This is a genomic window from Alteromonas sp. ABM1_013 (assembly GCF_056160505.1).
In genome coordinates this window covers 1,035,601-1,062,210 of the sequence record NZ_JBSWXH010000001.1, presented here as the reverse complement: position 1 = coordinate 1,062,210, position 26,610 = coordinate 1,035,601, and the positions used below count along the sequence as shown (strand labels likewise).

The following is a 26,610-nucleotide window of genomic DNA, read 5'->3' as shown; positions in this document are numbered from 1 at the left end:
TCATAAGCACTAGAACTTCAGATGATAATTAGTGTATAAAGGCAAACAGTTTTTAGATTTTATTGATAATCCAAATGAACATAGAACACCTTAAGCTTTTTGTGCGAATTGCGAGCACAGCCAATATTAGTTTGGCTGGGCGTGAACTTAATATTTCACCTGCTGTGGCGAGCGCTCATATTGGCAAACTGGAAGAAACGCTAGGTGTTCGACTTATTCATCGAACCACCCGAAAAGTGTCACTTACCGATGATGGAAAGCTTTTTCTGCCCCATGCGCAAGAAGTGTTAGACAGTATTGAAACTGCGCAAGCAGCCGTGGGTAGCGGAGCGCAGACTCCACAAGGTACACTGCGAGTCACCGCCCCTGCTTCATTTGGTCGAATGCATTTAGTGCCTGCGATCCCTGAATTTTTAGAACAATACCCACAGCTAAATATCGATTTCAGGTTCAGCGACAGTATTTTAGATGTAGTAGAAGGTGGCTTTGATGTCGCCATTCGCGACGCCGAATTAAAAGACTCTAATTTACATGCCAAAAAGCTAGCTGATGATAAACGCATTATTGTGGCGTCAAAAAGCTATATTGAAAAATACGGTAAGCCAGAAACGCCAGCAGATCTCAAAAATCACAAAATAGTTAATCTTACCGGCTTAGAAGTGTGGGACTTTAAAGCCAGCCAAGGTATCACTTCAATTAAAACGCCTAATCACTTGCGTATGGACAATGGTGAAGCGGTACGCGACGCCTGTATTCAAGGCTGTGGTATCACCCTTACTGCTACCTGGTGCAGCTACCCTCACTTAGAAAGCGGCGAATTAGTTCAAATACTACAAGACTACCCACTAGATACCGAATGTGCACTGTGGGCAGTGTATCCTAGCAACCGGTTATTAGCTCCTAAGGTCCGCGCGTTTATTGATTTTTTAGCTGAACGCTTTAGCGGCACACCGTATTGGGACGAAAAGTTAAACGGCGTAGTTCTTTAGGATTATCTAATATTAAGAAAACTGGTTTTCTTACTTTTTTGGTTAGCAAAACAAAACACCAATTTTTCAGTAGCTTCTCCGTTTCTCTACTATGCTTGTACTAAAGTAAAATTGTCGAAACAATGCTTTTTCGGCAACATTTAACGCAGACGTCAAATTGGGTAATACAATGATGAAAAAGCCGTACTTATTCTTCACGGCCATCTTCAGCCTGCTGCTAGCTAACATTGCAGCAGCAGAACAAAGCAAACTTAATATAAGCGGTTTCGGCACCTTAGCAACCGCTACCGCTGATACCAACAAATATCAATTTCGAAACGACCGTTCGCAAGCAGAATTTGCGAAAAAAGACGGCTTTGCGTTTAAGCCTTTGAGTTTGATTGGCGTGCAACTTGATTACACATTATCAGACAACCTCGACTTCGTAGGGCAATTTGTTTATAGAGAGCAAGATGAGCAGGACATAGACTCAATAACGCAGATGGCTTTTTTGCGCTATAACCTAACGCATTCGTGGCAGGTTAGAGCCGGAAGACTTGCAGCCGATATCTTCCATTTTAGTGATACGAGGGATGTATCTATTGCCTACCCTTGGGTGAAAGTGCCTACAGAAGTTTACGGCATTGTCCCGGCTAGAAGCCTTGATGGCGCTGATATCAGTTACTTGAAACGTTATGAAAACTTCAACTTATCAGTTAAAGGATTTTGGGGTAAAGGAGAAAGCGACTTTTCAAGTAAAGATTTCGAACCTATCACCTTTGAAAATTTACGCACGCTTGGCATTGAATTAACCGCTTTTGATTGGAGCGTAGCGTTAAAACACACACGCACCGAAGCTGATAACGATAATTTCGATATAGCACAAGTCACCTCCGCTGTAGATTTATTACAACCTTTTTGGAGCGGCGCGGTCGACTTTTCGGACTCACTGCGACTGCGCGACGCGACTATTCAATATACTTCTCTTTATGCCAACCGATATTTAGGCGACTGGGAAGTATCCGGTGAACTTTCGCATATTGATTCAGAATCTGTTGCATTAAGGCCCTCTTTTAACGGTTTTCTAAATATTAGTTACCTTTATGGTGCGCATACCTTTTACGGTCTATTTTCTTTTGCAGAAACCGATACCTACTTTCTAAGCGAAGAGCAGCCTGAATTTCCCATCATTCCTGCTACAGCTGAACTCGCTATGTTTGTTGAAGAAGTGGCCAGTACACTGGCTCACCGGCAGAAGACATTCTCTGTGGGCTGGCGCTGGGACCTACGAGAAAACCTAGCGTTTAAGGCACAAGTTGAACGAACCAACGTTAAAGCAAGAGGTACCGGCCTTCGTGCCCGCGATGGTTTAGTCGTTGACGATGAAGGCGGTATAGCACACACCCTATTCCTCGCCTTAAGTTTTAGCTTTTAAGGGGGGAGTATGTATTTATTAAACCCCATCCCCTTGATAACTGTTATAACACTACTAATGCTAAGCATGTTTTCTATGGCGCAAGCGCAAGAAAAAATTGTCGTTGTCACTAACCCTAACAACGAGGTGCAGGTATTGGATAAAAAAGGCTTAATCGATTTATTTATGGGTAAATACTCGGCGTTCCCAAATGGAAAAGAAGCCACACCTATTGATGTAGAACTAGATCCCGAACTAAAAAGTCAATTCTATAAGTCTTTAGTTGGCCTTCCTCTTGCAAGGGTTAATGCCTATTGGTCGCGACTAAAATTCTCAGGCCGCGTTAAACCTCCTGCGGTAGAGCAAACCATCGACGATGTTAAGGTGCGGCTTGAAGAAGACGAATCAGCACTGGCCTATGTTTATGAGTCGACGGTCACCAGCAACATGAAGGTAGTGTATCGTTTTGATTAACGTACAAGGTCTAGGTTTTCGTTTTTCGCTGTTTTTAGTCGCAGCGGCAATGTTAGTGGTACTTACTACCGCTGAATTCTTTTATCGCGTAACTTATGAAAACGAAATAAACGAAGCTAACAGAGATATCGAAGAGCTTTATCAAACCGTTGGTGCAACCGCATCCATCGCGGCTTTTTTAGAAGATGAAGACTTAGCAAAAGAAGCCATAAATGGTTTGGTTAAAACTGACAAAATTCTAGCGGCCTCTATAAAAAGCGAGGCCCTTTATTACCAGACGAATGTAACTGAAGCTATCAATAAAAGCATTGAACCTCGGGTATTTGTGGTTAGACATCCCTTTATGCCAGAGGAGTCACTTGCTGAAGTTAACGTATATCCAAACTTTGAATACATTATCAGTCAGGCGGAAAAAATAAGTACCGACAATAGTTACTCCTTGTACGCTGAAGCACTGGTTGTGGGCATTGTTGCGTTGTTCATCACCTACTACATTATTATCTCACCGATGCTACGTGTAGGCCGCTCCCTGCATAAAATTACACCAGGAACAAACGAAAGAATTGATATGCCCGATTATCACGCTAAAAGTGAAATCGGCGCTCTGGTAAAAGATACCAACCAACTGCTGAGCAAAGTTGAAGAGCAATTTTCCCAAGAACGACAATTAAGAGAAGAAATCGAGTTTCTTGAAAAACGCTTCAGGATGCTGTTTGAAAACGCCAAAACAGCAACCGTGTTAATGGCTGAAAACGGCATTATAGAACTTCGTAATAAAGCGTTTAATGACTTAGTGGAAAAAACCGGGCTTGGAATAAAGCAAGACTATGGTGAATTGTTAGATGAGCTATTCGACACCCCTGAGGCAATGAAGTCAGCACTTCAAGAAGCGTTTGCCAGAAACGAGTTTGCGACGGGAGAGTACAAGCTAAAAAGTAGCGCAAATGACACTGCCATTTGGGTTCAACTTATTGCTAGCCCATTATTGACAGAAGAAGGTGAACGTTACTACCAGCTTACGTTAAATGACATTTCGAGTCGTAGACAAGAGTTACAAAAGCTTGCGCTACAAGCAGATTTTGACGCTTTAACGGGTATCTACAATCGAAATGGCGGTGAAAAGCTCATAACCAAACTCATGAGAAAGGAACACCAGTTCGCGTTGGCACTGATTGACCTTAACGGTTTTAAAGCGGTAAATGATATTTACGGTCACGATGCGGGTGACGAAGTTCTCATTTTTGTTGCTGAGCAATTAAAAGAAAAAATACGCAAAAACGATGTCGCGATACGTTGGGGCGGCGATGAATTTATGTTGTTACTGCAAGCGGATGATGAAGCGTCGGTTCAGAAAGTGGTAGACAAAGTAAATGCTGGCGTTAAACAACCTTTTTATTTTAATAACGAAAGCAAGCCAACGGTGGTTTCAATGAGCGTTGGGGTCGCTTTCTTTCCTAAATCAAGCAGTAATATGCATGCGTTGATTAAACTCGCTGACATTGCCATGTATCAAGCAAAACAAAATAAAGTATTGGCGCCAGACGACTACCTTATCTTTGCTAACCAGTGCCGGCTAGATGATGAAGATATGAGTTAGCGCTCTTCACGCCACCTTAATATTTAACCAGCATCCTACTTTCAATACTCTTACGCGTTGTACTTTTAGCGCCTTCTTCGCTCATGTCTAATGCACTGTGCGCTAAGTGGTGGATCCCACTGTTATCGTAAATATTAAAAATAATACCTTCATCCACGCGCATTTTAGATTTATAGAACCAACGATGTTGAGGGTTAGGTGCTACGCCTAAAATCTCCCCTTTGCGGTCTGGATACCAAAGCTCAATGTTTATCCAGTCTTCGACATCCATGGAGTCAGGGCAGATAAAGCCTAAGGGAGAAGACATGATGGTGTTTTCAACGGGTCTCCACAGGTTTACGAAACCAAAGTGCCCTTTGTGATATTCAGCGGCTTTTTCTTCTCCAACTAAATCAATAAGACGCTTTTGAATGCCTTTTTCACTGTAATCATTGTGCACGTTTCTCGCAGGTCTGCGCGACGCATTTTCATCATCGATACGTACAGTATGATCAAATACCAAGACTTCTTCCGCACCAATTTGTGATTGAAGCAGTTCCACTATTTTACGATTATATAGTGCTTCTTCATCTTGATTGAATGGGTAAGGAACCGCCTTAAGCCCTTCTAAAAAAGTAATTCCATGGGTTTTGAAACCAATATTAACGTCGCTATTTCGTATGTCGACGACATTAACATTGGTCGTTAAAAGTTCGGGCGATATCAAGTTGCCATCAATACCATCTACATCAAACTCAAATGCCTGTGTAAAAGGCTTTCTTACGTGGTAATTAACTGAAGCATTCATCTTATCTACCCCCATTAAAAAGTTGCACGCTATTCGTTTTTTAAGACGAAGCGTTAAATAGGTCGCGAACTATACCTACAGCAATTTGAATGAAAAACCCCATAAGTACTGAAGCAGTATTTAGTTTTTATTGATAATTTATTGGCATACTTCAATTTTCAACAAAATCTATATTCTGACTCTATAAATAACGCATTTTTAAATTTTAAAAAGTGCAATATTCTTTTGCCATCGACGCACTGTCATCAATGCAAACGAGTAACCTGCGCCGATACAGTGCATTTAAACGGAGAATATTTATGACCCTTTCAAAAACGCAAACAGCAACTATAAATAACGTTGAAGCAACAGACGGAGCCTTGCTACAAGCTCGCTCGCTAGTCCTTCCTAGTCGCGATGAAATGTTAAAACGAGCGCCGTCGGTTCAACGCTTTTGGGACAGCAACCGCATATTACTTAAGAGCGCATGGCGGGAATGGGATAAGCAAAACGAGCAGTTAGCTGAATGGGTAACAGAAAACTTGATAAGCGAACCGCTTCGCAATGCTGTTACGCTAGCTTGGGAAGACCCAGCTAAAGAACAAGCTGTAGCAAATTTATGGGAAGAGGTTCTGCCAGGTGTATATCAAGCACAGCTAGTTGATGTTGAAAAACTTCATCTTCTGCGCGCTTATTTAGACGGTGTAGCCGATGCCGGCATCCCCCTTCGCCCTCCTTACGGTATTGCGCTAAATCGCAACGGCGGCATGTTGGATGCACGTTCTGAAGGTTACTTGGCCGCACCTGCGTTCCAAACGTTTTATAACCTAATCATGGACAAGTACATGCGCCCTATTTCGCGTTTGCTATTTCCTGAAGTAATGGGGTTCGATAGCCAGACGTTTGGGTTTTCAATTCAATATCAGGAAGGCATGGACACATCGCTTAGACCGCACACTGACGCGTCTGCTGCGACAATGAATATCAACCTAAATGTGCCAGGGGAAACCTTTAAAGGGTCGGAAGTTGACTTCTTTAATCAGGAAACGGGCAAAGTAACACGTACAGTGTTTGCACCTGGTGTTGCTATGCTTCACAGAGGCAGTGTACCTCACGCCGCGCAGCCTATTACTGGTGGCAGCAGAACTAACATGGTGCTATGGCTATATGGCGATAGTATGCAAATACCACGGGGCGTTTTGCCAACGTCAAAAGCTGATGCCAAATCGAGATGGACAGTTCCTAACGCGCCAAAAGATAGTTTTGCGCCTTTCTAATATACAAAAGCCGAGTTATTAGATAACTCGGCTTTCTTTTTCATCTTCGTGCTATTACTCACTCAATGGTACATCTAGATAGATGTATTTAAGTGCTTCACACTTTATTCACTAATTGTTTTACCCAGCATGCGCTTTAACGTACCGTCCTTATCAATGATGTGATGCTTAAGCGCGCCAGCAATGTGTAGCGATAAAGCGACAATTACGGTGTATCCTAAATAGAAGTGAATCGCTCCACCCAGCTTAGACAGCTCGTAATTGATAGGCAGTGTTTTTTCTGGGTCTTCTACACTAAAGTTTTGGGCAAATACTTCCAACCCGAAAACGGATAGGCCGTGCCCTCCAAGTACCGAGGCCATTAAACCTGATATAGGCATCATTAATGTTGCAATAATCAGAACCCAGTGCACCACTGTGGCTAACTTGTGTTCAATGGGTTTGTAGTTAGCAGCTGCACTGGGCCAGCCGTTCTTCATACGCCATATTACGCGGGCTAACGCGACAAATAAGATGATAAAACCAATGGCCTTGTGCCATGGATAAAGCGCATAAACACCATTTTCTGACATGTAAATGCCGGTAGCGAGTAACCCGATAATGGTTAACCCCACCAGCCAGTGTAAAAATACGGTTGTCGTAGCAAATTTGTTGTGGCTATCGTACTGCATGCTTTCCTCACTTCTTGTCCATGTTAAGAACTACATTATTCGTCTAACGTATCTCAACATTTTATAATCCCTCACACATTGTGAGGGATTACCAATAAGTATCAAAGCAATTTGTAGGCCTATTTTTCACTAGCAAGGTGTTTGAAGTTTTGTCTATTTAATCAGAGCGTAAAATAGAGGAGCTAATTTTACAGCGCATCAAAAAGTTAATGCGCAGCGATGATGGTGTCTAATTCGGCAATTAACGTCTTAATATGAGAAGGATCATTAGCAAACGGATGTGGTGCAGCAAAGGTATTGTGGTCATTATCAAAGTAATCTCCTGCAACATCAGCAAAACGGTCAGAGAAAGCGGCATCCATAAAAATTTGTGCGCCAAGCTTCAGGTCGCCCCCAGCAATGCCGTAAGCACTTTTCACCATTTTGCTGCCCAAAAGCGACTTCGGATTTACCGATACCATTTTAGGGCCATTATTTTTGTATTTACTGCCCAAGTTCATGGTCCACATGGTAATCGCTAGCTTGCTTTGCGCGTAGGCAGCACCATCTGAGAGCTGAATTTCACCGCGTAACGCGCTCCAATTAATAGGAGCCTGTGCAGCCGATGACACATTTATCACTCTACTTTGTGCGTCCATTACATCGATTAACCCTAGAGTGAGCATATAAGGCGCTATGGTGTTTACCATAAATCTGGCATCTAGGCCTGCGCTTGTGACGGGGTTATCCATTGTAAATACGCCGGCATTATTTATTAATACATCTAGATGTTTATTTTTGGCTTTTACTGCAATTGCGAGCTGCCTTACATCATCGAACGAAGATAAATCGGCTTGAACAGTATCAAACGTACTTCCTGGAAATTGAGCTTCTAGCGCACCTTTTATACTCTCCAGTTTCGCGTTATTTCTACCGTGTAAAATTACGTTGTGACCTTCTTTGCCCAACATTTTTACCGTCTCTAGACCAATGCCGTCAGTGGCACCTGTAATCAATATTGTTTTCATTATTGCTCTCTACCCGTTAATTCTCTTAAAAAATTCTGGCTCAATCTTTCTTTTAATTAATTGCCTAACATTAAATTATCAATAATGCCTAAACTCGATAAGCGCAGGTTTTGTTAAAGCAGTTTCAAGATAATCTATATAATAAACAGCTTACATTTTCATCGTGTTCAAAATGCTTATATCAGCGATAGATTATTTATAAAAACCATCTAGCCAGCGCGCCAAATAACACTTAGACTGCGGAGATAAAAATAAAAACGACAGGTATTGCGCCAGTGCGCTAGGCACGCGGCGCTCGACATCACTTTTATGTTTCTCCAATACACACCAATGAATGAAAAGGTCTGGGTATTGGCCTATTGCTACAAACATAAGTGATGAAGTACTTTTCATTTTAGTAACAAGGGTTCTCAGTTTAATGTCACAACAAAAAGTAGGTTTAGTGGGCTGGCGCGGTATGGTTGGCTCAGTTTTAATGCAGCGAATGCAAGAAGAACAAGATTTCGCGCACATTGAGCCCACCTTTTTTACCACCTCTCAAAAGGGTATTGCAGCGCCAAACTTTGCTGGCAAAGATGCAGGTGTTTTAGAAGATGCGCACGACATCGAGGCGCTATCAAAACAAGATATTATTATTACTTGTCAGGGCGGTGACTACACGAAAGCCGTTTATGATGACCTTCGAGCAACAGGCTGGAACGGCTATTGGATTGACGCAGCGTCAGCCCTTCGCATGAAAGATGATGCGGTCATTGTACTAGACCCAGTAAACCGTAAAGAAATTGATAATGGTATTGAAAAAGGCATTCGCACTTACGTTGGCGGGAACTGCACAGTGTCACTTATGCTGCTTGCGCTAGGAGGTCTATTTGAAAAAGACCTTGTTGAGTGGGCATCGCCAATGACTTACCAAGCAGCTTCAGGCTCAGGCGCTAAGCATATGCGTGAACTTATTAGCCAAATGGGCGCTATTCACAGCAATGTAAAAGATAAAGTAGAAGATCCTGCTACCGCAATTTTAGATATCGATCAGCAAGTGTCCGAGTTTATTCGAAGCGCAGACTACCCAAGTGAGCAATTCGGCGTTCCTCTTGCAGGAAGCCTGATCCCGTATATCGACTCACAGCTACCTTCAGGTCAAAGCCGTGAAGAGTGGAAAGCCCAAGCCGAAGCAAACAAAATTCTAGGCATAAAAGGCAGCGAAGTACCTATCGACGGTATTTGCGTACGCGTAGGTGCCATGCGCTGTCACAGCCAAGCGATTACGCTTAAATTGAAGAAAGATCTGCCGGTTAGCGAGATTGAAGAAATCTTAGCGAAACACAATGACTGGGTAAAAGTCGTGCCTGATGATCGTGAAGTGACTATGCAGGAACTCACGCCAGCCAAGGTAACCGGTACGCTGTCTATTCCAGTAGGTCGTATCCGCAAGCTTAACATGGGCCCTGAGTATATCTCAGCGTTCACCGTTGGCGATCAGCTTTTATGGGGCGCTGCAGAGCCGCTTCGCAGAATGCTGCGTATTGTGCTTGAGCAAAACTAAAACTTAATTTTACTCAGTAAAACCTAAAACGCCTTACCATTGACTGGTAAGGCGTTTTTTATTTCTAGTATTCCTCGTAATGTACGTAAAACATTAGAAAAGAGTATGATACTAGTTTGCCGACTCAGACCAAACAGCAAGTTCATTGCCGCCAGGCTCTACAAAATGAAAACGGCACCCGCCGGGAAAATCAAATAATGGTTTGGTAATTGTTCCGCCCGCGCTTTCTACATTAAGTTGTGCTTTAGCAATATTACTAGCATAAAGTACTAACAAGGGCGCCCCGCTCTCTGCTTTTGAAACCCGTTCCGCTGCAAAGATGCCGCCATCCAACCCTGAATTACTAAAGGCACTATACTCACTACCGTAGTCAGTAAAGCTCCAGTTAAACGCAGATTCAAAAAACGTTTTAGATGCGTTTAAGTTTAATGACCCAAACTCTACGTAGTTGAGTTTAATACTCTCATTCATTTTCTCTTCTCCTTGAAATGTTGTCGTACCTTCGAATAGTTTAGACTTATTGACTAAGTTATAAACTACCTTAATCGTTTAATATAGAGGCTGCATTCGCATGGGAGGCCCCTGACTTTGACCCGTTTTTTTTGTTCTACATTATTATGTGTGTTTGCAATAAGTTTTGCTGCGTTTCATGTTCACGCTTCGATAGCTGACCGGGTTAACGAAATCAGTCGGCAAGTAGAAACTGTCTCGCCCACGCCAATAGGCGCTGCAATTGATGAGTTAGAAACGCTTTTGCTATCAGATACATTGATAGTAGACGAAAAAAGAACGGTCGCCGCTTTATACGCTCGCTACCAATTGTTAATCCATCAGCGACCGAATGACAATATTTTACGCGAATTAAAAGAGCTAGAAGATAAATCCAGAGATGGCCTCATTATCGCAGCAGGAATAGCGAGAATGTATGGCATAAGTGCAGACTACACAGAAGCTTACAAACGTTTTGACGCGTTAATTTCTACGCCATCCCTTCCCGCTGATGTCAAAGCCTATGCCCTAATCTACCAAATTCTTACTTATAGTGAGGGGCAGGTTTTCGCTCCTAATGCAGAGCTTATTAATACGGTTAATGATTTGCTGATCGCTCATGAACTTTCTTACCTCAGGCCTCTCTACGATTCTATCGTGGCAGATTACTATCAGTCGGTAAGGGCTTACGAGCTTGCATTGCGCTTTTATGAAAAGTCACTAGCTGGCGCCCAAGCAGCCAATCAACGGATTTTAGAAAGCGACAACCTTTATGCCATTGGTATTTTATATCGAAATTTAGGTGATTATGATAACGCCATTGGCTACTTCGAACGCGCCGTTGAACACGATAGAAAAATTGATATTAACTATTCAGAATTTCTAGCAACCTACGGGATAGCAACCACTTACTATCGTGCTGGAGAATTAAAAGCTGCAATAGCGCTATCTGAAAAAGTACTAGCCCATCCCCTCTCCTCATCTTTTTACAATAGTGAAATTTATCGCTTGAAAGCAGAAGCACACCTTACTTTAGGCGAGTTAGATGAGGCCTATCAGTCGCTAGCGCTTGCACGCGAGCTTTATGATGAAAATCGGGAGGATGAACAAACGACATGGCGTGCCCAGTTAGACAAAACTGCGGCTTATATCACCGCAGCAAAAGGTGATTATAAATTAGCGTTCGAACAGTTTGAGGTGTTTCACGAAGCATATTTACAAGCGAAAAAGTACGAAGATTTAGAACTAATTGAAAGCGCTAACTTGGTTCAACAAATTACCCAAGAAAAAGAGAGAGCGAACTTACTTGAGAATGAGAACAAAGCTTTTGAAGAAGCGTTAAAGTTGAAAAACGAAGCGCAACAGACACAAGAGTTATTCTCAATGCTACTTTCTGTGTTGGTCGCATTAACGATGGTTACCATTGTAATCATTTTAATTCTGCTAAAAAAATCAAAACAGGCGAATGCACTGTACTCGACTGCAAAAGACAAAGCCGAACTACACAGCCGCATCAAGTCAGAATTTATATCAAATATTAGCCATGAGATCCGCACGCCCTTGAATGCCATAATTGGCTTTGGTCAAACCGTAGCTAAACGTTCATCTGATTTAGAAACGAAAGATTTAACAAAGAAAATCGTCACTGCATCGGAAATGCTTCTACAGCTTATTAATGACCTATTGGACTTTTCGAAAATAGAAGCCGGCAAACTAACGTTAGCGATAGGACCGCATCACGTAAAATCGAGTATTAGTGCATTAATTGACATTTTTTCTGACCAAGCGCAGCGCAAAGCTCTGAACCTAGTGCTAAATGTTGATGAAAACCTCAAAAATGAGCTGATGTTCGATGAACTCAGATTTAAGCAAATTATGGCTAATTTGCTCAGTAACGCCATCAAGTTTTCTAAAGATGGCATCGTCGAGATAGGTGTTCGCGTTACTGAGGCTTGCGATAGTCATTGCACCCTTCATTGCTGGGTCAAGGACAACGGTATTGGCATATCTAAAGAAAACCAAGCAAAGCTGTTTACGCCTTTTACGCAAGCGGAAAGTTCTATCGCGCGAAAATACGGCGGTACAGGATTGGGGCTTAATATTACCAACAACCTGCTTAAATTAATGGGCTCTTATTTAACTGTTGAAAGCGAACTTGGCAAGGGAACCACATTTTCATTTGACGTAAGCTTTGCTAAAGCTGCTGACGCAGACAGTATGCCTCCTGCAGCTAACGAAGAAGATTCTCACTATTTATTGGTTGGAAAGCGAGTTTTATTAGCTGAGGACAATGATATCAATGTAGAGGTAATGAAGGCGTTATTGGAAGAGTTTAATTTGGATCTGCATCATGCGTCTAACGGACAAGAGGCCATTGATGCAATGGCAAACCAAGAATTCGACTTAGTTCTTATGGATGTACAGATGCCGCAGGTTGACGGCATAAGCGCGACACGACACATCCGCCAAACCCTTAAGAAAAATACGCCGATCGTGGCGTTGACTGCAAATGCAATGCAGCAAGATATCGACGAATGCTTAACCGCGGGCATGAATGCTCACGTTGGTAAACCGGTTGATAAAGTGCACTTGGTTAATACGCTTAAAAAGTTCCTTTTACCCGATTAATCGCTATTTATTTGTTGTGCACAAATAGATTGCTAATCAGTTTTTTCCTGACGGTAAGTTTTACTGATGTTTTTCAGTAGGTAGCAAAGCCTCTGCCGATAGACACGGGCTTCCTTGTTGCTTTTGCTCATTCTGTTTAACTAGTTCAACAATATAGGCGTTGACCGGTGTCGCGATATGATGCTTTTTGCCCAACCTGACTATCTCTCCATTTAAATAATCTATCTCAGTTCGCCTTCCCAGCAACAGATCTTCATACATGGACGAGCGTGCCTCCGGGTCGATCTTAAGCGTTGATGCAGCAACCGCCTTGAACAAAAAGTTAGGTAATTTCATGATTGTCGGCATCAGTTTGGGAATGACTTTACCGGTTCTTGCTGGAGTAATTCCTTCCGCTTCTAATACCCTCAATGCTTCAGACAATACTTTAGCCATAACCAACCTGTATTGCCTATCCCCTAGTTGAGATTTAAGCGGTATGCCCGACAAAGCATTTACCGCGTTATTCAAGTTCATAATGAGCTTGCCATACTGCACCGCTGCCATATCTCTATAAACCGTCACCGGCAAGGAAGCGTTTTCAAGCGCCGTCATTAACTCTGCGCAATTATTATAGGGATCTTCTAAAGCTAAATTTCCCTCTGTACCACAATGAAAGTGCCCCTTTCCTTTGTAAAAGACATTGAAAGGCACCATGCCTGCAATAACAACTTGTTCTAGATGTTGTCGTAGTAAATCAGCATTGCGCACACCGTTTTGCAGACTGACAACAAGTGCTTGAGGCTTTGCAAACTGATTAATTATGCTGGCAGCACTCTCGGTATCTTGGCTTTTAACACATAGTAGAATGATCTCTGCATTAGTTAAGCTATCGTTGTTTAATGAAAAACTGACGTGATGAGCGTCGATCATTTGATTGCGGCCCTGCCAGCCTGTCACTTTCAAGCCATTTGCTACGATGTCGTCGTGTAATCGCTGTCGACCAATAAGTGTAAGCGTATTAGACCCATTAAGCGCAAAGCCGGACGCCAACAAACAACCTGCAACATAACAACCAATACTACCCGCGCCTAACACCACGATATTCATTGATACTTTTCCTATCATGCCTAACTTTCTGTTATTTATTCAGACTGCTTCGTAACGATCGAAATGTAAACATAAAAATCACACAGTAATAACAAAAAACGTTTTGTATCAGTTATTTCCTATTAATGTGATTCAATCTTTCAATTTTCCCCTAACACGTGATCTCCATACAATTAGACCAAGTAGTCAACACATATATGGTCAAATAGAGGGTCATCATGTTCGGTCAACAATCTGCATCAACTAATGCTCGTAATGCTGGAAATTCTGCTAATAGCAAAGTTGCTTTAGTCGCAGAAGGTGGCGGTCAGCGCGGTATTTTCACAGCGGGTGTACTTGATACATGGTTAGATGCAGGGCATGACCCCTTCGATATCCTTATTGGCACATCGGCAGGCTCGCAAAATTTAACAAGTTTTGTTGCACGTCAAAAAGGGTATGCAAAACGCCTTATTCGCGGCTTAACACGACATAAGCGTTTCTTTCAGATGGGCCGCGGTTTAATGGGCAAACATATTGTCGATTTAGACTGGTACTTTGATAAAACCAAAGAAGCTAACCGTTTATTAGATTTAGATACGGCTAAAAGCAATGTGGCAGACAGAGAAATACTGTTTACGGCTACGAACTCTAGAGACAGAAAAGCATATTTTCTAAACCCTATGAAGAGCCAAAACAACTGGGTTGAATTGATTAAAGCATCGAGCGCACTGCCCTTGTTATACAAACAAGGCGTTCCGCTTCACACTGAAATTGAAGCCAAGCAAGCTGCCAATACAGATTTTTACTTAGATGGTGGTTTAGCCGCGCCTTTGCCCGTAACAGAAGCTTATATCCGGGGCGCTACAAAAATCGTGGTGATTAGAACCGTTGATAAGGGTTTTCAAGCTCAATCACCTTGGCTACAAAAGTTAAGCGCAGTAATGTGTGCAACGGGAACCTGCCCAAAAACTATCGACTATTTACTGCAGCACGAACATGCGTATCAAAAAGAATTAGCGTTTATCGAAAATCCACCTGAAGGAGTTGAGGTAATTCAAATTTTTGCACCTAACAAACTTCAAAGTAAGCTGTTAGGCAGTACTGATGCGCAGCTTCGTCACGATTACAACCTTGGCAAAAAGGCAGGTATTGCTTTTCTAGAAGCAGAAAGCGCATCAAAAACTCAATTGGAAAGCGAAGCGGTTGCAGTACTTACCAAAGAGAACGAAGCCGAAACGTTGGGCAGCGATAATATTCGCGTTGCGAAGAATATTGAAGAGGTTAAAGATCAAGAGGTGAAAGAAAAACGACCTTTACTTTCATTGCCCTTCCCTGTTCGTGTAAAACAGAATATGAGTGCGCAGAAAGAAGATAAGCGGATGACGGCATAATCGCTGCTCTATTAACTTTAGGGCAGCGAGGCTCTCCTTACTTTTGGGGCAGCGATGCCGTCCAGTCCTCAAGATTTTCATACACGCCCGCTGCTTTAGAAAAATCGTGATTAGCCGACAAGGGTGTGGGTATAGCCACTGTTTCAATTCCTGCACTAACGGCAGCTTGCAAACCAAATTCAGTATCTTCAACTGCCATAACTTCATGAGGTGCCAACTGCATTTGAGATAGGGCAGCTAAATAACAATCGGGTGAAGGTTTACCTTTAACTACGTCATCAGAAGAAACGATACACTCAACAATATCTTCAAAGCCATAGAAAGACACTGTCTTTTCAACCGCCAACCTAGCGCCCCCCGTTACTACAGCTACGCGCAAGTTATGAGATTTACAGAGTATAAGGGCTTCTTTTGCGCCAGGCATTAACGGAAATGCTTGGCGCTGTAAAAATTGAAGTGTCAGCGCCCTTCTCTTCTCAAAGAGTTCTTGGGGCGTTAACGCAAGCGAGAAATCCCGAATGATATCACTCGCATTGTTCATTACCGAGATGCCAGCCATACGCGTGTGGTAATACTCGAATGTTAGTTCTTTGCCCATACCTGCAAGCATGGTTTTCCATAACTCGAAATGCGTCATTTCTGAGTCGATTAGCGTACCGTCGTGATCAAAGAAAATGGCTTTCATGGCAAACACTGTGAGATTAGCTTAAGAGGCATGAATAAATAACCTAGCGTATACCTGTTAACGGTTTTTAGAGTACGATAAAGTGTAAGTAACTGATAGAAATAGAAAATAAGTACGGCTAAAATCTAACCACCTTGACAGTAAATAGAAAAGTATTTATAAAACGCTTTTTCACTATTTCATCAAGTAAATCATGTCAGAATTATCAACACCTGTAAAACAAACCGAAGCACACAAACTTATTGAAGGCCTATTGAAATCTAGCGATCCAACTGCCGAGCTAGATAAAATTTCTGAAGAGTACAATATCGCAAATTGGGGCCAAACTAATGCTGTTTCTGCCGACCTTTATAATGCAGTGCGCGACTTACTTGGCAAAGGTGTAGTGACAGGTAACGACCTTGTTGCAGGCAAAGACACCATGGACCCAATTGTACATAAAGTACAAGCGGAAACAGAAACGCTTATCGCTAATCCAAGCGAAGCAGATGCTGACCGAGTTCAAACTTTTGTACTTGGTTTCTTACGTACATTCGTAAGCCAACTACTTCACCCGGGTACTAAGAAAGCAATTTACGCGAAAAAGCTTCCTGACCTAATCAAACTTCACCAGCAGGTTGCTAAATAATCAAAATTAAGCAAATGCTTCTACGTTAATAGAAAACGTAAGTTAGATATCGCGTCATATATTGTTGATTGAAACCCGCTTAATCGCGGGTTTCTTTTTGACTAAATCAATATGCTTTATAGACCTTAAACAATGCCACCGTTTGCCCTCACCACTTGACCATTTACCCAGATACCGTCTTCGCTGCATAGGAAGGCAACGACATTAGCAATATCCTTTGGCGTACCCAAACGTTCTAACGGCGCCATGTTTTTCAACTTCTCAACAAAGTCTTCCGACTTGCCTTTCATAAACAGTTCGGTATCAGTGGGGCCAGGTGCAACAGCGTTTACCGTAATGTCTTTTCCACGTAGTTCTTTAGATGTAATGGCAGTTAAGGTTTCAACACCAGCTTTTGTTGCCGCGTAAACGCCATATTTTTCTAGCTTAAGACCAACTATGGAGGTAGATATATTTACGATCCGCCCCCCATTGTTCAATCGATTTACCGCTTGCTGAGTGGTGAAGATTACGCCTTTTAGATTAATATCCACATGTTGATGAATAGTATCTTCACTCACATCTGCTAATGCATCCATAGATAGAACACCAGCATTATTAACGAGTATATCGACCGAACCAAATTGCTTTTCGCTCTCATCGAATAGACGTTTTACATCTTTAATATCAGATACATCGGCTTGAATGGCGCAAGCTATACCGCCGTTCTTCTCGATATCATGCACTACACTCAGCGCTTGCTCTTCACTCCCTGAGTAATTAACAACAATCTGAAAGCCATCTTTACTCAGCTTTTTGGCAATTTCAGCACCTATTCCCCTTGATGCTCCTGTAATCATCGCTGTATGTTTGAAAGTTGTCATAGTGCACTCCTTGTTTAAAACGTTACTCTTTTTACGTTACTGTAAAAGTAATAAATTGCGATTTATGCTGACTTAGCGAGGAATTTGGTTGAAATGAATTTAGTTGCGTTTATGACTAGTAAAAAAGCCCGCATTGCTGCGAGCTTCTTTCCTATATTTAACTATTTGTCTTGGTAGTAGCAAAATACCGCTTTTGTACCACCTCGTTGATTAACCGCAATTTCGATATTTAAATTGGCCATTGCTTCAAGATAGCGTGCGCTTTTCAAAGCCCCCACATCTAACGCTGCAAAACCGACATTATCGACAAGTCGCATAACCATTTCTTTCGCTACCGCATCATCACCTGCTACAAAACCCGTTGTCGGTGTACCGCTAATATTATGGTACTGAGGTGACATAACATCAGCAAAAATTGTGTTAAACGCTTTCACTACATGTGCAGATGGTGCTCGTTTTGCTATTTCCTCACCAGCAGAAGTACTTTCACCCAGTAACAAGGGTGACCAGTCATCGTTAAGTGGATTTGTGCAATCGATGATTATTTTGTCTGCTAGAGATTCCGCTTGTTCCTCAACTAAAGCCAATGCCGCTTTATAAGGCAGAGCTAAAGCAACTGCGTCGACTTCTTTAAAGCCATGACCAAGGAGTTGAGTATCATAAACAGTCGCACCTGCATCGCCTGAGGTGGAGTAAACCGTCACTTTATAATTAGCGCGGTTAAAAAGATGCGCTAAGTTTTTACCCACGTTTCCGAACCCTACTACCGCAATATTATTCATTTCTTAACCCTTTAGTTGATGTTAATTGGAGAAATCAGTACATTTAGAACACCGGTATCCAATGGATACCGAAAACCAATTTAAAGACTAAAGACGTTGCCTTCAATTAGGCACTTTGAGGTAACTAGTGATTACGGAAGAAAACGAACTCTCACCTAATGTTTACGCAAAAATTTGCCCTTCCAGGCAGGTATTAGCGATGATTGGAGAAAAATGGGTGGCATTAGTAGTAGTTGCACTCGATGGCAATACGCTTCGATTTGGCGAACTTAAACGCCAATGTGAGGGGATTTCACAGAAAATGCTCACACAAACACTAAGAAAAATAGAAAGAGATGGATTAGTAAGTCGAGCGAACTATACGGACGAGATGGTACTTCGAGTGGAATATAAACTGACTGAGCTTGGAGAAACGTTAGTGCCAGTAATAAAAACAGTCATTGAGTGGGCTCAAAATAATTTACTTGAAATTGAACGTGAGCGAGTTAAAACACTAACAAAGCATTCTGAGTAATTGGTAAGCTAAAGAACAGCGTTTAAAAAAAACCGGCGTAAAGCCGGTTCTTTGTATTTGGCGGAGAGAGAGGGATTCGAACCCTCGATACGCTATAAACGTATACACACTTTCCAGGCGTGCGCCTTCAGCCACTCAGCCATCTCTCCAAATTTTGTATCAAGAAGAATTCAACTAAGAAAACCCTTGAGCGCGCGTATAGTAGGTAAAGCCGCGCGCTTAATCAAGAACTTGCTGGAAAATATTCAGCAAGTGCTTATAAAACGTGCGCTTATAGCCCGCCTTTCGCTTTTAACTCGGCTGAGAAGTTAAGCATGCGATCAAGTGGAATAAGTGCACCTTTACGCAATTCATCATCAACAAAGATTTCGTGCCCATCAGTTTCGCCCGTTAAAGACGCCTTAATCGCTTCTAAGCCGTTCATTGCCATCCAAGGGCAGTGAGCACAGCTTTTACACGTAGCGCCGTTACCGCCTGTTGGAGCCTCTATAAACGTCTTCTCTGGCGTAAGTTGTTGCATCTTGTAGAAGATGCCTTTGTCAGTGGCAACAATGAAGGTATCGTTGTCCATAGTTTGCGATGCTTTTATAAGCTGGCTGGTTGAGCCAACTGCGTCTGCCATCTCTACCACGCTGGCTGGTGATTCAGGATGAACTAGAACCGCTGCGTTTGGATATAGCGCCTTCATATCGGCAAGTTTTTGCGCAGAGAACTCATCGTGAACGATACACTCGCCCTGCCACATTAGCATGTCGGCACCGGTTTGCTTGGCGATGTAAGAGCCTAGGTGTCTGTCTGGACCCCAAATGATTTTCTTGCCCTGGCTGTCTAAGTGCTCAACAATTTCCAGCGCGATGCTTGAGGTCACTACCCAATCAGCACGCGCTTTCACAGCGGCCGAAGTATTCGCGTAAACCACAACGGTGTGATCAGAATGTTGGTCACAAAACTCGCTGAACTCTTTTACCGGGCAACCGATATCAAGGGAACAGGTCGCTTCAAGGGTAGGCATTAGCACCGTCTTTTCTGGACTAAGAATTTTTGCCGTTTCGCCCATAAAGCGAACGCCAGCAACAATTAACGTTTGCTCTGCTACATCTCTACCAAATCGCGCCATTTCTAAAGAGTCAGCTACACAACCGCCAGTTTCTTCAGCAAGCGCCTGAATTTCATGGTCGGTGTAATAGTGTGCGACAAGCACAGCGTTGCGAGCCTTAAGTAAGGCTTTGATCTCTGCCTTTAACTCAGCTTTACGTGCTTCTGATAATGGCTGTGGTTTTGCTGGGAACGGGTACTCTACCTGATCCACTCGAAATGCTACTGACATTAACCTACATCTCTGTTGCGACAAGGGTGCGGATTATACCCAACTGTCATAAAAATTACATACTACCTATTCAACATAAGCGTAATTAAATAGTCGTATTTGTACTTACCTTTCTACTACATGGGGTTAAGTTAACCAGATCAAAGTAAAAATGAGATAAGTGACAGTGCAAAAAGAAATAAAAGTTGGATTTCAGAAAGTGCGATTTGAGTAGCGTTGTTTGAACATTAAGAAGACTTGATGGTGGGTCGTGCTGGATTCGAACCAGCGACCAATTGATTAAAAGTCAACTGCTCTACCAACTGAGCTAACGACCCATCAAGTGACACAAAGATAAGTTAAGCAATTCAAATGATGGTGGGTCGTGCTGGATTCGAACCAGCGACCAATTGATTAAAAGTCAACTGCTCTACCAACTGAGCTAACGACCCATCATTTGATGCTAGGAGAGAAAGTGGTGGGTCGTGCTGGATTCGAACCAGCGACCAATTGATTAAAAGTCAACTGCTCTACCAACTGAGCTAACGACCCTTTCTTTCCTGTTGTTGCCTGTGTCTTGGCAACGGCGGCATATAATACTCAGATTTTTATTCGACGCAACCCATAACGTCCTTTTATTTTCATTTTTCTGTCAAATTACGACTAAACGGTCAAAATGAAAACAAATCGCTGAGTATTTATACCAGTACTAATTGAGTTTAGTCAGGTTTCTACGAAATACAGTTAAATTTGGTGCAGAAGTTTTATGCACTCTAAATGGAATTTTCTGAAAAAAACTTTTCTCTAACTCATAAAAAAGCCTCTTTAAAAGAGGCTTTGTTCATTACAAGTTATTTAACCGAGATTCAGCGAGGCGTTTTGCCGAAGAATCAGGGTAATCATTTACAACTTGTTGGAACAGTTGACGTGCTGTTGAACTGTCTCCCGTTCGCTCAGCAATGACACCTAATTTTAATAAGGCATCAGGACGCTTAGCAGAATCGGTAAAGCGATTAGCTACAATATTAAATTGCTCACTTGCTTCGCTCCACTGCTGCTTATTAAACAGCAGTTGCCCTAACCAATAGTGCGCATTTGGTGCGTAACCACTGTTGGGAAAGCGTGAAATGAACGATTGAAACGCAGGAATGGCTTTATCGTACTCACGAGACTTAAGGATCAAATTCACCGCATTTTCATAGGCTTCATCTTCACCTGCTTGCGGCGCTTGCGTTGGCGTAGATGCTGTTGGAGAGCTCACAGAGCCCGAATCAACACCTGCACTTGGCATAGCACTGCCTTGTAGCGCACCACTTTGCTTAAGGGCTTCTACGCGCTTATCTATTTCAAGGTAAAGCTCACGCTGGCGCTCAAGTACTTTTTGAAGTTCGTTGGTATTAACTTCAACCGCACCACGCAGCTGGTCGACTTCCATTTGCATATTGTCTAGTTGCGTTTGAAGCCTATGCTGCATCTCAGTTCGGCTCTTAACAATACGCTCAAGCACGACAATACGCTGCTCTAATTCACTGCCGCCATTGGCGTCTACTACAGGCGCTTGCGCAAATGCGGTAGAAACAGCAAAGGCGGCACATAACGTGACGCCCATTTTTAATGTCTTATTCGTTAGAATAGTCATTAGCGGTAAACAACCACTCCGCGACGGTTTTGAGCAAATGCATACTCAGTAGAACCCATCACTGCTGGTTTTTCTTCACCGTATGAAACTACTGTTACTTGGCTGCTGCTTACGCCAGCATTAAGTAGGTAAGTTTCAACAGACTGCGCACGACGTTCGCCTAGTGCAATGTTGTACTCTGGCGTACCACGGCTATCAGTGTGACCTTCAATAGTCACTTTAGTGCTTGGGTTTTTCACCAAGAACGCCGCGTGCTTGTCTAGAATACGCTGAAACTCTGGCTTGATGCTTGAGCGGTCAAAGTCAAAGTAAACGGTTTGTTCGTTCTTCAGCGCTTCCATTTCTTGCTGAACCATTTCTTCTTGACGTTTCATACGCTGTGCAGCTTCTGCTTTAACACGCTGTGCTTCTGCTTCGCGTGCTTCCGCTTCCGCAGCCGCTTGTTCTTGCGCAAGACGGTTACGCTCTGCTGCCAATTCTTCTTCGCTAGGGCCTGAAGAACATGCCATCATTGTCACTACTGGCAATGCGATAATGAAGCTCTTCATCACTTTATTCATTTGCATCCTACTAATCCTTAAATTTTATTGTTTAGTCGTTAAATTGTTAGAACAAAAATGGTGACCAACTTGGCGATTTAACTTGCCCATTGGCTGCTGGTAACCTAGCTTTAAAACGCCCATCTAAAGAGACCAGTGATAGTACTTGAGTCCCCTCGTGAAGGGTGCTGTAAATAATCATGCTTCCGTTCGGCGATACACTTGGTGATTCATCTAAGTACGTCCGTGTCAGTACTTGAGGTGATCCACCATCCAAAGACTGCTTAGCAATGTGATAGTTCCCATTAGTTTGGTTAACCATAATCATTTGCTTGCCGTCAGGGGTTAGCGTACCGCCAAGGTTTTGCTCACCTACGAAGGTAACGCGCCTTACTTTCCCAGAATTTAAATTTACGCTATATATCTGGGGTTTACCACCCCGTTCCGAGCTAAATATTAAACCGCTGCCATCGGGTAGCCACGCAGGCTCCGTATCAATCGCTCTATTGCGTGTAACTCGGCGAAGATTTTTCGTCGCTAAGTCCATCACATAGAGTTCAGGGTTTCCATCTTTCGATAAAACCATAGCAAGTTGCTTGCCATCTGGTGAAAACACCGGGCTACTATTTATTCCAGGGAAATCAGTAATGCGCGTGCGCTCACTGGTGTAAATATCCTGAATGAATATTTGTGGTCTACGATTTTCAAAACTCACGTAGGCAAGCTTCTCTCCATCAGGCGACCACACTGGCGACATAAGCGGTTCGGGAGAAGACAGCAAGCGCGTTTCATTTTCACCATCGTAGTCTGCAATCACTAATTGATAAGGTTTTTCAACCGTATCGCGATCGCGAACAATGACGTAAGCAATTTTCGTTAAAAATGCGCCGCGAACACCTGTTAATTTTTCATACACGATGTCGCTAATTCGATGCGCATACTGGCGAAAATCTCGGCCGTTGATCACTGCCTGACGGGCAGCTAGTACGTGGTCATTGCTCGATACCAAATTGCCGTCTTTGAGTACTTTAGCCTGCCCATTGTCAACCTGCCCTTTAAGTACATCAATCAACTCATAGGATACAAGAAAGCGGTCGCCTCCTTGTGGCTCAATACTTCCCACTAATACGGTATCAACACCAAGTGTTGCCCATGCAGTGAAAGACACTTGCTCCGCTGTCTCTGGGTACTGTGGCATTTTATCGACAGATACCGGGTTAAACTTACCACTGCGCATCAAATCTGCCATTACTACTTTAGACAGTTCGCCAGGCATACTGCCCTGACCTTTCCATTTAAATGGCACAACCCCGATTGGACGTGCACTATCTACGCCCTCGGTTATTACAATTTCTAAGGATGCAAATACTTTGACGCTAAAGGCCATCGTAATAAGCGCTATCCATAAACCTAGTTTTTTCATACCACTATAATTCCACTTTTAAAGTAATGTCTTTTAACTGCTCGTAAACGTCTGGCGCATCAGATACCGGCAACTTTTCAGCCCTGCGAACCGCACTCTCTGCTGCGCGGCATAGCGCGTCATTGCCGCCGAGTACGCGAATGCTCGTCACAAACCCTGTCGTTGCTAACCGAATATTCAATCGACAGGTTTTACCTTGATAGCTGTCGTCTGAATACAAGTTGCGTTTAATAGTTTGCTGAATAAGTGCGGTATAACGCTCTACTTCAGTAAGTACCTGTTTTCGCCTACGTTCTTGCTGTGCAGCTCGCTCTTGCGCTAACTGCTCTTGCATGATCCTTTCCATCTCTGCACGTTCAGCGGCTTCTTTTTTCTTCCGCTCTGCCTCGGCTTTCGCTTTTGCTTCGCGCTCCTTACGCTCTTGTTCCTTTTGCGCCGCTAAGCGCTCCAAGTCTTTTTGACGTTTCGCTTCAGCAGCTTCTGCTTCACGCTTTTCTTTCGCACGCTTTGCAGCTAGCTGTTGCTGACGTTTTTTCTCTGCAGCTGCTTCTGCTTTTCTTTGCCTTTCTTGCTCTTCGGCTCTTGCTTGAGCTTCAGCTTGTGCCTGCTCCCTTTTTTGATCCGCAATCGCTTGCGCATCAATAAACGTCGCTTCTATCACAGGCGCATTCGACGGCATACTTGGCAACGGGTCAGGAGAGAAACTGACGCTAATTAGCAACAGCGCAGCAAAAAAAAGATGCAAACCTATGGATTTGTACAAGCCTAGTTGTTCTGGGCTTATACTGCTGGCTTGCTTGGCACTTTTGCCGTTCTTTTTATCACCACTTACACCGTTACTCGCGTTGTTTGAGTGACTAGCGGTTGACGTGCTTTTCGACACTTCAGGTTTTGACATATCTATATTACTCAACCGGATCCGTCATTAACCCCACTGAAGGCACACCCGCTTGCTGTAATAACACCATTAGCTGTATCACTTCGTTATACGCTACTTGTCCATCGCCTTTAACCACTACGGGCGTGTTAGGCTCTTTGGTCAATTGTGCTTTTACAATAGCGCCAAGCTCATCTTCGCTAATTGGCGATTCTTGGTCTTCTCCTACATTAAGAAAGTAGCGACCTTTAACATCCACTGACGCAATAATTGGCGGTGTATCTTCTTGCTCTATCGGGTTGGCACTTGCTTTAGGCAAATCTACCTTTACCCCTTGAGAAATAAGCGGCGCCGTTACCATAAAGATTATAAGCAATACCAACATCACGTCGATGTAGGGCACTACGTTTATCTCTGATACGGGCCTACGGCGTTTTCTTACATACATAACAAGTCCTCCGTTTGGAATGTAAACGCTTAGGCTTGTTGTTGTGCTTGCGCAGCAACGGCTTGGCGGTGAAGAATTGCAGAGAACTCTTCCATAAAGTTGCCGTAGCTATTTTCTAGCTTCTCAACTTGGTGGCTGAAACGGTTGTAGGCAATAACCGCAGGGATAGCAGCAAACAGGCCGATAGCAGTTGCAATAAGCGCTTCTGCAATACCCGGCGCTACCATAGCAAGGGTAGCTTGCTGCACTTCACCTAGTGCGATGAAGGCATTCATGATCCCCCACACAGTACCGAATAGACCAATGTAAGGACTGATTGAGCCCGCCGTGGCTAAAAAGGGTAAACGACTTTCTAATTCTTCGACTTGACGAGACATAGAAACGCGCATGGCACGGTATGTACCATCAACTATGCCGTTGGTAGCGGTGTTAGACTTGCGCAGGCGAACAAACTCTTTAAAGCCTGAGCAAAAGATGCTGCCCATGCCTGTGAGGTTAGTTCTGGCAGAAAGCTCTTGATAAAGACGGTTAAGGTCAGCGCCTGACCAGAACTTATCTTCAAACTGACGCATTTCGTTGCGTGCCGCCGACAACGCTTTGCTGCGTTGGAAGATAAACGTCCACGACGCTATCGACACGCTTAGCAACAAAAGCATAACTAGTTGAACAATAAAACTCGCTTGTAAAAACAAGCCAATAAAAGTGAGATCAGATGACACGCGAAATTTCCCCTAACAAAGTACGTGGTAATCTTTTTGGCTTCATAACGGCCAAATCGACGCAGGCAACCTTGATATCTCCCGATACCAATGTAACGCCTTGTTCATTTTTAATAATTTGTTGAAACGTCATACTAGCGCCTTTCAATTCTACAACGCGAGTTTCAATACTCAATAGTTCATTGAACCGTGCAGGCGCATAGTTATGCATTTCAACGTGTTTGACGACGAAAGCGATGGATTGTTCCATCAGCGTGTCTTGTTCAAAACCTAGCTCGCGAAGCCACTCTGTACGGGCTCGCTCCATAAACTTTAGGTAATTAGCATAATAGACGATACCGCCTGCGTCGGTATCTTCGTAATACACTCTTACCTGATGTAAATGCATAACTATTCCTTCACCCAAAAATTTAATAATCCAAAGCGGAGTTAAAACAACTAATTATCGCGACAAAATGCAGAACAAAAACACTCCACAAGCCCCACCAAAGCTAACATTTAATCAAAAGTAAACCAATATTAAACACCTAGTTAACACATTAGTTTTTCTAATCCAAACTAACAATTTTACTCAATTGTAGTTTTCTCTGCTCTACCTATAATGCACAGCATCAGTCGTACAGAGCGTGATGGTGCTTAGCACGGTCATGCAAGAGTTATTCTCCTGTTAGACATGAGTTCCCTGGATTTATTTCCTTCAACACTTGTTGTTTTAGCCCGCTCAATGAGCGGGCTTTTTTTTGCCTGTAATTTAGCATCTGTACAAAACAAAATATTAGCGGCTCATGCTTAACTAGCGCATTTCAACAATTCGCCATTTACTTTCAAACACTCTTCACTGGCGGCCCTGAACTTGCCACCTTCCCCTATATAAGCGCTTACTTCTAATAT

General features: G+C 43.0%; 27 protein-coding genes and 4 tRNA genes. 10 read left to right on the top strand and 21 right to left on the bottom strand.

All coding sequences use genetic code 11. The features are described 5' to 3' along the window. Positions 1-74 precede the first annotated feature (74 nt). The 4 genes from ACXAGK_RS04525 (at position 75) to ACXAGK_RS04510 (ending at position 4,453) form a co-directional block, all read left to right on the top strand. A complete protein-coding gene (locus ACXAGK_RS04525) occupies positions 75-989 on the top strand; it encodes a LysR family transcriptional regulator (protein WP_474854383.1) in 915 nt (304 codons plus the stop codon). 169 nt (positions 990-1,158) lie between these two features. Further along, positions 1,159-2,403: a hypothetical protein gene (locus tag ACXAGK_RS04520; protein ID WP_474854381.1), complete on the top strand. Its 1,245-nt coding sequence runs from the start codon at positions 1,159-1,161 to the stop codon at positions 2,401-2,403. Between the two features lie 9 nt (positions 2,404-2,412). Beyond that, on the top strand, positions 2,413-2,856 hold the full coding sequence (locus ACXAGK_RS04515) for a hypothetical protein (protein WP_474854379.1): 444 nt from the start codon (positions 2,413-2,415) through the stop codon (positions 2,854-2,856). Then, entirely contained in the window at positions 2,849-4,453 is a 1,605-nt protein-coding gene (locus ACXAGK_RS04510; RefSeq protein WP_474854377.1) for a sensor domain-containing diguanylate cyclase, read from the top strand. The genes ACXAGK_RS04515 and ACXAGK_RS04510 overlap by 8 nt, the downstream gene beginning before the upstream one ends. 16 nt (positions 4,454-4,469) lie before the next feature. On the opposite strand, the gene ACXAGK_RS04505 is transcribed toward ACXAGK_RS04510, so the two are convergent. Further along, a complete protein-coding gene (locus ACXAGK_RS04505) occupies positions 4,470-5,240 on the bottom strand; it encodes a CmcJ/NvfI family oxidoreductase (RefSeq protein ID WP_474854376.1) in 771 nt (256 codons plus the stop codon). Positions 5,241-5,539: 299 nt separating this feature from the next. Between ACXAGK_RS04505 and ACXAGK_RS04500 the strand changes: the two genes are divergently transcribed. Continuing rightward, entirely contained in the window at positions 5,540-6,496 is a 957-nt protein-coding gene (locus ACXAGK_RS04500) for a 2OG-Fe(II) oxygenase family protein (RefSeq protein ID WP_474854374.1), read from the top strand. A gap of 104 nt (positions 6,497-6,600) precedes the next feature. Here the strand turns inward: ACXAGK_RS04500 and ACXAGK_RS04495 are convergent, their stop codons facing one another. The 3 genes from ACXAGK_RS04495 to ACXAGK_RS04485 form a co-directional block, all read right to left on the bottom strand. Further along, positions 6,601-7,167 (bottom strand): cytochrome b, encoded by a 567-nt coding sequence (locus ACXAGK_RS04495; protein ID WP_474835124.1) that lies wholly within the window; start codon positions 7,165-7,167, stop codon positions 6,601-6,603. Between the two features lie 206 nt (positions 7,168-7,373). Next, entirely contained in the window at positions 7,374-8,177 is an 804-nt protein-coding gene (locus ACXAGK_RS04490) for an SDR family NAD(P)-dependent oxidoreductase (protein ID WP_474854491.1), read from the bottom strand. Positions 8,178-8,366: 189 nt separating this feature from the next. Beyond that, positions 8,367-8,546: a hypothetical protein gene (locus ACXAGK_RS04485; protein ID WP_474854372.1), complete on the bottom strand. Its 180-nt coding sequence runs from the start codon at positions 8,544-8,546 to the stop codon at positions 8,367-8,369. 46 nt (positions 8,547-8,592) lie between these two features. Here ACXAGK_RS04485 and asd point away from each other — a divergent pair, with 46 nt between their 5' ends. Next, entirely contained in the window at positions 8,593-9,717 is a 1,125-nt protein-coding gene (gene asd / locus ACXAGK_RS04480; protein ID WP_474854370.1) for an aspartate-semialdehyde dehydrogenase, read from the top strand. A gap of 111 nt (positions 9,718-9,828) precedes the next feature. Here asd and ACXAGK_RS04475 read toward each other — a convergent pair whose 3' ends face one another. Further along, complete coding sequence (locus ACXAGK_RS04475) at positions 9,829-10,188, bottom strand: VOC family protein (protein ID WP_474854368.1); 360 nt, start codon at positions 10,186-10,188, stop codon at positions 9,829-9,831. A 117-nt stretch (positions 10,189-10,305) separates the two neighbouring features. Here ACXAGK_RS04475 and ACXAGK_RS04470 point away from each other — a divergent pair, with 117 nt between their 5' ends. Then, a complete protein-coding gene (locus tag ACXAGK_RS04470) occupies positions 10,306-12,834 on the top strand; it encodes a response regulator (RefSeq protein WP_474854366.1) in 2,529 nt (842 codons plus the stop codon). Positions 12,835-12,894: 60 nt separating this feature from the next. Here the strand turns inward: ACXAGK_RS04470 and ACXAGK_RS04465 are convergent, their stop codons facing one another. Further along, a complete protein-coding gene (locus ACXAGK_RS04465; RefSeq protein WP_474854489.1) occupies positions 12,895-13,923 on the bottom strand; it encodes a 2-dehydropantoate 2-reductase in 1,029 nt (342 codons plus the stop codon). 218 nt (positions 13,924-14,141) lie between these two features. Between ACXAGK_RS04465 and ACXAGK_RS04460 the strand changes: the two genes are divergently transcribed. Then, positions 14,142-15,296, top strand: coding sequence for a patatin-like phospholipase family protein (locus ACXAGK_RS04460; protein WP_474854364.1), 1,155 nt, complete (start codon positions 14,142-14,144; stop codon positions 15,294-15,296). A 37-nt stretch (positions 15,297-15,333) separates the two neighbouring features. Here ACXAGK_RS04460 and ACXAGK_RS04455 read toward each other — a convergent pair whose 3' ends face one another. Then, on the bottom strand, positions 15,334-15,981 hold the full coding sequence (locus ACXAGK_RS04455; protein WP_474854362.1) for an HAD family hydrolase: 648 nt from the start codon (positions 15,979-15,981) through the stop codon (positions 15,334-15,336). Between the two features lie 193 nt (positions 15,982-16,174). Here ACXAGK_RS04455 and ACXAGK_RS04450 point away from each other — a divergent pair, with 193 nt between their 5' ends. Further along, the gene (locus tag ACXAGK_RS04450; protein ID WP_474854360.1) at positions 16,175-16,609 is read left to right on the top strand and encodes a hypothetical protein; all 435 of its coding nucleotides are present in this window, start codon (positions 16,175-16,177) and stop codon (positions 16,607-16,609) included. A gap of 125 nt (positions 16,610-16,734) precedes the next feature. On the opposite strand, the gene ACXAGK_RS04445 is transcribed toward ACXAGK_RS04450, so the two are convergent. Both ACXAGK_RS04445 and ACXAGK_RS04440 read right to left on the bottom strand, forming a co-directional pair. Continuing rightward, complete coding sequence (locus tag ACXAGK_RS04445; RefSeq protein WP_474854358.1) at positions 16,735-17,472, bottom strand: SDR family oxidoreductase; 738 nt, start codon at positions 17,470-17,472, stop codon at positions 16,735-16,737. A gap of 161 nt (positions 17,473-17,633) precedes the next feature. Beyond that, on the bottom strand, positions 17,634-18,254 hold the full coding sequence (locus ACXAGK_RS04440) for an NADPH-dependent F420 reductase (protein WP_474854356.1): 621 nt from the start codon (positions 18,252-18,254) through the stop codon (positions 17,634-17,636). Positions 18,255-18,381: 127 nt separating this feature from the next. Between ACXAGK_RS04440 and ACXAGK_RS04435 the strand changes: the two genes are divergently transcribed. Next, positions 18,382-18,768, top strand: coding sequence for a winged helix-turn-helix transcriptional regulator (locus ACXAGK_RS04435; protein ID WP_474854355.1), 387 nt, complete (start codon positions 18,382-18,384; stop codon positions 18,766-18,768). Between the two features lie 58 nt (positions 18,769-18,826). On the opposite strand, the gene ACXAGK_RS04430 is transcribed toward ACXAGK_RS04435, so the two are convergent. The 12 genes from ACXAGK_RS04430 to ybgC all read right to left on the bottom strand — a co-directional run bounded on the left by ACXAGK_RS04430 (position 18,827) and on the right by ybgC (position 26,107). Then, a tRNA-Ser gene (locus tag ACXAGK_RS04430) sits at positions 18,827-18,917 on the bottom strand. Positions 18,918-19,039: 122 nt separating this feature from the next. After that, complete coding sequence (gene nadA / locus ACXAGK_RS04425; RefSeq protein ID WP_474854353.1) at positions 19,040-20,095, bottom strand: quinolinate synthase NadA; 1,056 nt, start codon at positions 20,093-20,095, stop codon at positions 19,040-19,042. Between the two features lie 241 nt (positions 20,096-20,336). Next, positions 20,337-20,412: transfer RNA gene (locus ACXAGK_RS04420), tRNA-Lys, on the bottom strand. Positions 20,413-20,450: 38 nt separating this feature from the next. After that, positions 20,451-20,526 (bottom strand) — tRNA-Lys (locus ACXAGK_RS04415). Between the two features lie 24 nt (positions 20,527-20,550). Then, positions 20,551-20,626 (bottom strand) — tRNA-Lys (locus ACXAGK_RS04410). Between the two features lie 292 nt (positions 20,627-20,918). Beyond that, entirely contained in the window at positions 20,919-21,713 is a 795-nt protein-coding gene (ybgF, locus tag ACXAGK_RS04405) for a tol-pal system protein YbgF (protein WP_474854351.1), read from the bottom strand. Then, positions 21,713-22,279 carry a peptidoglycan-associated lipoprotein Pal gene (gene pal, locus ACXAGK_RS04400; protein WP_014948870.1) on the bottom strand — a complete coding sequence of 189 codons (567 nt, stop codon included), beginning with the start codon at positions 22,277-22,279 and terminating at the stop codon, positions 21,713-21,715. The genes ybgF and pal overlap by 1 nt, the downstream gene beginning before the upstream one ends. A 40-nt stretch (positions 22,280-22,319) precedes the next feature. Continuing rightward, positions 22,320-23,675, bottom strand: coding sequence for a Tol-Pal system beta propeller repeat protein TolB (gene tolB, locus ACXAGK_RS04395; protein ID WP_474854349.1), 1,356 nt, complete (start codon positions 23,673-23,675; stop codon positions 22,320-22,322). 4 nt (positions 23,676-23,679) lie between these two features. After that, positions 23,680-24,573, bottom strand: coding sequence for a cell envelope integrity protein TolA (gene tolA, locus ACXAGK_RS04390; RefSeq protein WP_474854348.1), 894 nt, complete (start codon positions 24,571-24,573; stop codon positions 23,680-23,682). Between the two features lie 7 nt (positions 24,574-24,580). Beyond that, positions 24,581-25,000 carry a protein TolR gene (tolR, locus tag ACXAGK_RS04385; RefSeq protein WP_061485248.1) on the bottom strand — a complete coding sequence of 140 codons (420 nt, stop codon included), beginning with the start codon at positions 24,998-25,000 and terminating at the stop codon, positions 24,581-24,583. Positions 25,001-25,029: 29 nt separating this feature from the next. Then, positions 25,030-25,719 carry a protein TolQ gene (gene tolQ, locus ACXAGK_RS04380; protein WP_014948866.1) on the bottom strand — a complete coding sequence of 230 codons (690 nt, stop codon included), beginning with the start codon at positions 25,717-25,719 and terminating at the stop codon, positions 25,030-25,032. Beyond that, positions 25,709-26,107, bottom strand: coding sequence for a tol-pal system-associated acyl-CoA thioesterase (ybgC, locus tag ACXAGK_RS04375; protein WP_474854346.1), 399 nt, complete (start codon positions 26,105-26,107; stop codon positions 25,709-25,711). The genes tolQ and ybgC overlap by 11 nt, the downstream gene beginning before the upstream one ends. Between the last annotated feature and the right edge of the window lie 503 nt (positions 26,108-26,610).